Below are 7,759 nucleotides of genomic sequence, written 5' to 3' on the forward strand. Positions count from 1 at the left end.
GACGGTCTGCCTGCCGGCATCGACATCGACATCGACTTCATCCAAAGCGAGCTCGACAGGCGCCGGCCCGGACAGAGCAGCGTGACAACAAGCAGGAACGAAGCCGACAGAGTGGAAATTCTGAGCGGCACGTTCGAGGGAAAGTCTACGGGATGCCCTATTGGTTTCATCGTGAGAAACACCAACCAGCATTCCGCCGACTACGACAACATGCGCGACCTGTTCAGACCATCGCATGCCGACTTCACCTATTATAACAAGTATGGCATAAGAGACTATCGCGGCGGCGGCAGATCATCGGCACGCATCACCATAAGCAGATGTGTGGGAGGAGCATTGGCAAAACTGGCCCTGAAGAAGATCGGAGTGGAAGTTGTGGCATACACATCGCAGGTGGGCAGCATTGCCCTCGACAACGACTACACCAGGTATGACCTGACACAGGTGGAGAGCAACATCGTGAGATGTCCCGACGCAGAGAAGGCGAAACTCATGGAGAGCCTCATCGCCGAAGTGAAGAGCTGTGGCGACACCATCGGAGGCACAGTGACGTGTGTGATAAGGAATTGTCCGATAGGCATCGGCGAACCGGAGTTCGACAAGCTCAACGCCATGCTCGGATATGCCATGCTCGGCATCAACGCCGTGAAGGGAATTGAGTTCGGATCGGGATTCGAGGGAGTGACGCATCGCGGCAGCGAGATGAACGACATCTTCTATCCCGAAGACGAAAAGATAAAGACGCGGTCTAACAACAGCGGAGGTATACAGGGCGGAATTTCCAACGGCAACGACATATTCTTCCGGGTGGCGTTCAAACCTGTAGCCACACTGCTTCAGAAACAGGAAACCATCGACAAAGACGGCAATCCTACCACCTTCAAGGCAAGCGGCAGACACGACGCTTGCGTGTTGCCAAGAGCGGTTCCGATAGTGGAATCAATGGCGGCAATGGTGATTTTAGACCAATTTTTGTATAATAAAACAACAAAATTATAATTTTTAACTATTCTGATAAAAAAAACAGCCATTATTGTTTTGGCATTCAAATATTTGCAGTATATTTGCAATCGACAAGCGGGTGCTTGTGAAAGTACCGATTGTCTAATTAAGTCTAGTTTAGTTTTTGTGTTGGTTGAGGGCGGTCAATTGATCGCCCTCTTTTTATGCTTTTGTCCATTCCAAACAACATCCATCATCCGCAAAACCATCAATCCTACCAAACGGCAGCCTGCACTCCCTCTTGCCGAAAATTGGAGTTAAAACACGCAAACACTTTGTCATATCAAGAAATAGAGTTATTTTTGCAGGAAATCACAATCTTACTATACACAACAAGGATAATGAGTGGCAACATCTATATAAAGAACGCACAGGTGAACAACCTGAAGAATGTATCATTGGAAATCCCAAGAAACAAGTTTATCGTGATTTCCGGTGTCTCCGGCTCCGGCAAGTCATCACTGGCTTTCGACACACTGTATGCCGAAGGCCACAGACGATATGTGGAGAGCCTCTCGGCATATGCCAGACAGTTTCTCGGAAGGATGAGCAAACCGAAATGCGACTACATAAAGGGACTGCCACCGGCAATAGCCATAGAACAGAAAGTGATTTCCAAAAACTCTCGTTCCACAGTGGGCACAAGCACGGAGATTTATGAATATCTGCGGCTGCTCTTCGCACGCATCGGACACACCTTCTCGCCGATAAGCGGCAACGAGGTGAAACGACACACCGTGGAGGACGTGATAAACAAGGTGAAGACCTTCTCTGAAGGCACGCGCTTCGTGGTGCTCTCACCGGTGGTGAGAATCGCCGACCGCACTCTCTCGCAACAGCTCACGATGATCATGCAGCAGGGATACACACGAGTGTTCGTGAAAGGCGACTTCCAGCGTATCGACGACCTGCTCAACGATGACAAACTGGACGAGAACATAAAGGACGAGAACATCTGGACAGTGGTAGACCGCATAGCGTGGGAAAGCGACAACGACACGCTGTCGAGACTCACCGACTCAGTGGAGACGGCTTTCTACGAGGGCGACGGGGCATGCCGAATCGCCATCATGCCGGCAAACATAGTATATGATTTCTCAACTCGCTTCGAAGCCGACGGCATGACATTCGAAGAGCCGAGCGACGGCATGTTCTCTTTCCACTCCCCCATCGGAGCTTGCCCTATGTGTGAGGGATTCGGAATGGTGATCGGCATCGACGAAAAACTCGTGATTCCAGACTCATCGCTCAGCGTATACGACGGATGCGTGCAATGCTGGCACGGAGAGAAAATGGGCGAATGGAAAAAGGAATTCATCAGAAGAGCGGCAACAGACAAGTTCCCGATCTTCGAACCATACTACAAACTGTCGCAGAAGCACAAAGACTGGCTGTGGCACGGTCTGCCATCCGACAAAAGCAGAGACAAATACGACAGGGTGAGCATCAACGACTTCTTCCAGATGCTGAAAGAAAACCAATACAAGATACAATACCGCGTGATGCTCAGCAGATACCGCGGCAGAACGGTATGTCCGGAATGCCACGGCAGAAGACTGAAAAAGGAGGCAAACTACGTGAAGATACAGGGAATGAGCATCTCTGACCTCGTGGACATGCCTGTGGAGAACCTGAAGAAATGGTTTGACGAACTGAGCCTCAACGACCACGATGCCGCCGTGGGCAAACGACTGCTCACAGAGATAAAAAACAGACTGGGATTCCTTGTGGAAGTGGGATTGGGATACCTCACGCTGAACAGACAGTCTAACACGCTGAGCGGCGGAGAGAGCCAGCGCATCAACCTCACCACATCGCTCGGAAGCAGTCTGGTGGGATCGCTGTATATCCTCGACGAACCAAGCATCGGACTGCACAGCCGCGACACCTTCAGACTGATAAGCGTGCTGAAAGACCTGCAGGCGCTGGGAAACACGGTGGTGGTGGTGGAACACGACGAAGACATCATACGTTCTGCCGACCATCTAATCGACATCGGTCCTGACGCCGGACGACTCGGAGGCAGAGTGGTGTTCGAAGGCGACCCGCAGAAGATAACAAGCGACACGATAAAGAAATATCCCGAAAGCCACACCATCAGATATCTGCTCGGCGAGGAGCGCATACCAGTGCCTGCCAACCGACGCAGCTGGAACCTCTTCATAGGCTTAAAGGGAGCGAGAATGAACAACCTGCAGGGCATAGAAGTGAAATTCCCGCTCAACGTGATGACGGTGGTGACGGGAGTGAGCGGATCGGGAAAATCCTCGCTCGTCAAGGGCATACTCTTCCCTGCCCTGAAGCGACAGCTCGACGAAGTGGCTGACATGCCGGGTGAATACTCATCGATATTCGGCGACATAAAGACGATAAAACACGTGGAGATGGTGGACCAGAACCCTATAGGCAAGAGCACGAGGTCGAACCCCGTGACATACACCAAGGCTTACGACGCCATCCGCCAGCTCTTCGCCGAACAGCCGCTGGCTGAGCAGATGGGATTCTCTTCAAAATACTTCTCGTTCAACGCCGAGGGCGGCAGATGCGAGGAATGCAAGGGAACGGGAGTGCTCACGGTGGAGATGCAGTTTATGGCCGACCTGGAACTGGAATGTGAGGCCTGCCACGGCAAACGCTTCAAAAAGGAAATTCTGGAAGTGAGATTTGCCGGGAAAAACATCGACGACATCCTCAACATGACAGTCAATGAAGCAATAGAATTCTTCACGGAAAACAACCAGAAGGACATCGTGAAGAGACTGAAGCCGCTGGAGAGCGTCGGACTGGGATATATCAAACTCGGACAGAACTCCTCTACCCTATCCGGCGGAGAGAACCAGAGAGTGAAACTGGCTTATTTCATCGGACAGGAAAAGGCTGACCCCACACTGTTCATCTTCGACGAGCCGACAACAGGTCTGCACTTCCACGACATCAAGAAACTGCTCAATTCGTTTGACCAGCTGATAAAGCGTGGACACAGCATCATTGTGATAGAACACAACATGGATGTGATAAAATATGCCGACCACGTGATAGACCTCGGTCCCGACGGCGGAAACAAGGGCGGACAGCTCGTATGCTGCGGCACTCCCGAAGAGGTGGCTGCATGCGAAAACAGCATAACGGGAAAATATCTGAAAAAAGTTCTTGACAACTCAAAAAAAGAATAGAAAAGCGACAAAAGATTTTGCTCGTCAGAAAATAATTGTTACCTTTGCACCACTTGTTCGGAACAGTGCCCTGTTCCGGGTGTTTAATCAGCCGATATGGCTCAGTTGGTAGAGCAACGCATTCGTAATGCGTAGGTCCCGGGTTCGAGTCCCGGTATCGGCTCCATAGCGATTAAACAGAAGATAAACTAATGGGAAAAGATTTGCGATAATAGCTCAGTTGGTAGAGCACTAGCTTCCCAAGCTGGGGGTCGCGGGTTCGAGCCCCGTTTATCGCTCTTGTCATCATAGCATTCCCCTCACTTCCATTCTTCTAATTCTTTCTCCAACGTATTGTATTACAGTATCTATAACAGCTGTACTTCTACAATCCTGAAATCCCTATGGATTACCGTTTGGGAATAATATATAATCAGCAAAAAAGCGACTTCCGAAAGAGAGTCGCTTTTCTGCTGTTATAAACAATCGCTTGTCTGATCAAATTCATGAAGGAGGCTGCAATCAATCCTCGTCGGCAAATGTCTCGAGCGAGAACTGGCTGCTGCCATCGAAGCAGTGGGTACACACCTGACACTTCGGCAGACCGATAGCCTCGATGAGCTGTTCGATGGTATTGAACTTCAGAGTGGTGAGTCCCAGTTCCTTTGCTATCTCGTCCACCATGCGCTTATACTCCGGAGAGTCGGTGGTGGCATACTTGTCGAGATTCTTGTTCGGGTCGCCCTCAAACTTCTGGATCATACGACGGGTGATAAGCTCCATATCGCTCTTCGATGACGTGAAGTTGATGAACGGACATCCGTATACGAGCGGCGGACAGGCAATGCGCATGTGGCATTCCTTCAGACCAGCCTGATCGAAGAGCACCTTCACGTTATCGCGAAGCTGGGTGCCGCGCACGATGGAGTCGTCACAGAAGAGCACCTTCTTGCCCTGCAGCATCGCCTTGTTTGGGATAAGCTTCATCTTTGCCACGAGAGAACGCATGCTCTGGTTTGACGGAGTGAAGGAGCGTGGCCATGTAGGAGTGTATTTTGCTATGCAGCGCTGATAAGGCACGTTCTTGCCAGCCGCATATCCCATCGCCATTCCCGTTCCAGAGTCTGGAATACCGCTGCAGCAGTCCACCTCCACGGGGTCTGTCTTCGCCATGTTGAAGCCATTGTCGAAACGCGCCTGCTCCACGTTCTTTCCCTCGTATGTAGATGTGGGGAATCCGTAATACACCCACAGAAACGAGCACACCTGCATCTTCTTGTTCGGTTTCCTTATCTGCTCCATTCCGTCGGCGGTGAGCTTCACTATCTCTCCCGGTCCTACATTATATACTGTATCGAAATCAAGGTTAGGGAACGAGGTTGATTCGCTCGATGCCGCATATGCCCCATCCTTCTTTCCGATGATTATCGGAGTGCGTCCCCAGCTGTCGCGGGCGCAGATGATGCCGTGGTCGGTGAGCAGAAGCATCGTGCACGATCCCTTGATGTGCCGATACACGTTCTCTATACCCTCCTTGAAGGTCTTGCCCTGGATGATGAGCAGCGCCACGAGCTCCGTAGGGTTTGTGCTGCCCGACGACATCTCGGCGAAATGCATGTTCTTCTCCAGCATCTCGATTGTCAGCTCATCCTTGTTGAGTATCTTCGCCACCGTGCAGATGGCAAATTTTCCCAAGTGAGAATTCATTATCAGCGGCTGTGCGTCGGTGTCGCTGATTACGCCGATTCCCGATGTAGCCCCCTCGAAGCGGTCGAGAGTAGGCTCAAACTTGGTGCGGAAATAAGAGCTTTCGAGATTATGGATAGAGCGCACGAAGCCCTTTTCCTTGCAAAATGTTGCCATACCACCACGGCGTGTACCGAGGTGAGAGTTGTAGTCGGTGCCATAAAACAGGTCTGCCACACAGCTTTTCTTTGAAATTGTTCCGAAGATACCTCCCATATAAATATATTTGTTTGTTATTTTGTTTCCGTCTGCAAAGGTAATGAAATCTTCATTATTCATTCATCCGAATGTCATTTTTTATTTGAAGACATGTTATAAATTTGTATCTTTGCAAAAGGAAACACTAAAAATGTCGAAGAAGCGAATACAATCATGACCTTAGACTTCTGAGACTATAATCGGAAACAAAATGAAAAATCTTTTACTACGTGTATTATCGTCATCATCATCGCCGTGTCTGCACCCATGAGTGCGAACGCCTCGTCGGCTGCCGAAGGAAACTGAAGAACAATAACCGTATTTATCCCGAATCGAGGGATAACCCCAAACAATACACTGGCAGCAAGGGCTGGAATCTGTTTCCTCTCTTGCTGCTTTTTTATCCCCCAATCGGTCAGCAGGACTTTCATTCAACCCAAATCGCTCATTAGGGCACAAACCGAAATCTGCCATTATTTCATCTTCATTCCCATGTTATACATTATGAAGCCGTAGATGTCGGCTGTCTCTTCCATCACCTTAGACAATGGTTTGCCGCCGCCATGGCCTGCCTTGCTGTCGATACGGATCAGGACAGGGGCCTTGCCTGCCTGACACTCCTGCAGACGGGCAGCGAACGAATGGGCCGGAACCNNNNGAACGAATGGGCCGGAACCACACGGTCGTCGTAGCCAGGGCAGAAGCAATAAATAGTGTTTTCATTCGCATATAAATTTATAATGCAAACTTACTCAAAAATTCCCGAAATATAGTACATCGACGGAATAAATGCCGATATTTGAAAATATAATCTTACCTTTGCATTAACCATGACAACTGGCTCAGCAAATGTATAACACTTACTCACAAGCATAAAAAAGAAACACATATATATATGGAATTAAAGAAAGACATCAAGAATCTGGAACAGCTGTTCCACACCGACCTCCACCAATACCTGCTCTCCATCGGAAAAGTGGACGAGCGTCTGCCTGAGGCTCCCGACATCGAGGAACTGTGGCAGAAAATCGGCGAGAGCTATCTGCCCGACGGGATGAGGGAATTCAACGCCTACCCCACCGTATCGCTCGGATGGATGATGTTCATCGGAATGGCGATAGCGAAATATTGGGACACCGACTGGGAACTCTACAGCAAAGTTGGCGACCTGTATAAATATCTGAGAGACCAGCGCGACTTTGACCACATGGACGACTACATCTGCGAGAAAGTGCTGCTGCTCGCCGGGGAGGACCACGCCATGATGACAAAGACCGTGGGCGAATGTGCCTCACGCACATACAACCTGCTGTACCACCAGCACCTCGAACCCGGCACTCCCGAGGCTTTCCAGGGTTATGTGTCTGCCCTCCACCAGATGTATCTCATGGGCATGTCGATTGAACTGAAACGCCTCGGCTATCACATGACGAAGCTGAACTGACAAACACGGGGCACAGGGCATCGTTTCAGGCAAAACATCGGCAAATGTAAAGATTTTGCCATATCATCTGAAATCACGCGAAAACTGTCAGATTATCAGGTTTTTCTTCATAGCGCATTGGCATACAGGCAGTTAGCTACCTGACAGTTGTTTTCAATTGTCTGGATGGTTTGAAACTGTCAGGATGATTTTCAACCGTCTGGATGGTTTGAAACCG

At 49.9% G+C, this 7,759-nt stretch carries 4 protein-coding genes, 2 tRNA genes and 1 pseudogene; 5 read left to right on the forward strand and 2 right to left on the reverse strand.

From position 1 onward, the window contains the following. The 4 genes from aroC to QVO99_RS06445 all read left to right on the forward strand — a co-directional run. The coding region (gene aroC / locus QVO99_RS06430) for a chorismate synthase (protein ID WP_288177011.1) at window positions 1-999 on the forward strand (999 nt) is incomplete at its 5' end. A gap of 344 nt (window positions 1,000-1,343) precedes the next feature. Next, window positions 1,344-4,175, forward strand: a complete 2,832-nt coding sequence (gene uvrA, locus QVO99_RS06435; protein ID WP_288177012.1) for an excinuclease ABC subunit UvrA — start codon at window positions 1,344-1,346, stop codon at window positions 4,173-4,175. A 90-nt stretch (window positions 4,176-4,265) separates the two neighbouring features. Further along, window positions 4,266-4,341 (forward strand) — tRNA-Thr (locus tag QVO99_RS06440). Between the two features lie 39 nt (window positions 4,342-4,380). Further along, window positions 4,381-4,453, forward strand: a tRNA-Gly gene (locus tag QVO99_RS06445). A gap of 223 nt (window positions 4,454-4,676) precedes the next feature. Here QVO99_RS06445 and QVO99_RS06450 read toward each other — a convergent pair. After that, window positions 4,677-6,116: an amidophosphoribosyltransferase gene (locus QVO99_RS06450; protein WP_042518675.1), complete on the reverse strand. Its 1,440-nt coding sequence runs from the start codon at window positions 6,114-6,116 to the stop codon at window positions 4,677-4,679. A gap of 455 nt (window positions 6,117-6,571) precedes the next feature. Next, window positions 6,572-6,789: pseudogene (locus QVO99_RS06455) on the reverse strand (prolyl oligopeptidase family serine peptidase); the annotation flags it as partial. A 204-nt stretch (window positions 6,790-6,993) separates the two neighbouring features. Here QVO99_RS06455 and QVO99_RS06460 point away from each other — a divergent pair. Further along, complete coding sequence (locus QVO99_RS06460; RefSeq protein WP_022316788.1) at window positions 6,994-7,542, forward strand: hypothetical protein; 549 nt, start codon at window positions 6,994-6,996, stop codon at window positions 7,540-7,542. Window positions 7,543-7,759 lie beyond the last annotated feature (217 nt).

Source organism: Prevotella sp. CAG:592, from assembly GCF_000436015.1.
Classification (GTDB): Bacteria; Bacteroidota; Bacteroidia; order Bacteroidales; family Bacteroidaceae; genus Prevotella; species Prevotella pectinovora.